The 1,074-nt window shown below is 36.3% G+C and carries 2 protein-coding genes and 1 pseudogene; 1 reads left to right on the top strand and 2 read right to left on the bottom strand.

The features are described 5' to 3' along the window. Positions 1-330, top strand: a 330-nt coding sequence (locus tag AOQ32_RS08775; protein WP_420889747.1) for a hypothetical protein, incomplete at its 5' end; no start/stop codon positions are given. 256 nt (positions 331-586) lie between these two features. On the opposite strand, the pseudogene AOQ32_RS09020 reads toward AOQ32_RS08775, so the two are convergent. Together AOQ32_RS09020 and AOQ32_RS08330 are read right to left on the bottom strand one after the other, a co-directional pair. Further along, positions 587-721 (bottom strand): annotated as a pseudogene (locus AOQ32_RS09020) (IS30 family transposase); the annotation flags it as partial. Positions 722-830: 109 nt separating this feature from the next. Beyond that, on the bottom strand, positions 831-1,074 hold a 244-nt coding region (locus AOQ32_RS08330; RefSeq protein WP_114679998.1), incomplete at its 5' end, for an LPXTG cell wall anchor domain-containing protein.

Raw genomic sequence — 1,074 nt, 5'->3', positions numbered from 1 at the left:
GCTCAAACGGTTAAGGGTGATTCAAAAGACTTGAACTTCACGGTTAAATACACGAAGAACGCAACAGATTCTGATAAGCAAGACGGTACAAACACACCATCCAATCCAGATTCAAATAGTAAGAATCCAGCTTTGTCTGAGCGCACTAAACCGCAGACAAATAGAAATCCGTTACCATCTAAGCAACAACACACTAGTCGCTTAGACAAGTACAACAAATTACCAGATACAGCTAAAAAAGAGCAACGTTATAGTATTGCAGGACTTCTTGGTGTCTCGGCAGTTCTAAGTTTGTTTGGACTAAGCGGTCGTCGTAACAAGAAAAACTAAATTTTATTGATTAATACGACTACTTAACATAATGTGCGTTAACGAAAGTAAAAAAAAGCAGGCCCCCTAAACGGGGCCTGCTTTTACTTTTCTTAAAACTGACTTTGCTCAATTTGGACCCCAACAATTGGTCTAGCTCTCATAATCCCAATGGCAAGCCTTTTGACCTTTGTGAAAAAATCATTTCTGAGAATTTTGATGAGATTGTTTTTTGAACCTTTTACTAACGATAAAATAAGCTGTCATCACAATGTTACTAAAAGACTTTTCGCGGTGATTGCCAGTCGAACGTTTTCATTGGTTGGACATTAACCCAATAATTAATTTGCTTTATTTATTGCTGTCTAATTGTTTCAATTTTACGTTCTTTTTTTATAAAACACCGAACATATCAATTCCACACTTAATTTTACAGTCGTACTACGGCAATAATAAAATTTCCAATAATTGTAAAAACCCTCAAGAGTGATGCCACTCTTGAGGGTTTCATTTATTTACTGTTAATTATTTCTTTTTTTGGACTTCTTGGTTAAGAAAAATCCAGAAATCATAATTCCAGTAATAGCGATTAAACTGCTTACAGATTTATTCGCTGCTTCTATTCCAGTATTAGGCAATACAGAATGTTTCTTATATATTTTTTCTCCTCGCGTAATAACACTCAAACCTGTTTGATGAGCGACATCAACGTTAGCGACCCCGGCACTTTGGGCGTTTTCAACACCTTGAGCATCCGTTGCCTGA

Source organism: Fructobacillus tropaeoli (assembly GCF_001047135.2).
Lineage (GTDB): Bacteria > Bacillota > Bacilli > Lactobacillales > Lactobacillaceae > Fructobacillus > Fructobacillus tropaeoli.
Note: the sequence above shows the minus strand (reverse complement) of the source record. Positions and strands in the feature narration are given on the sequence as shown.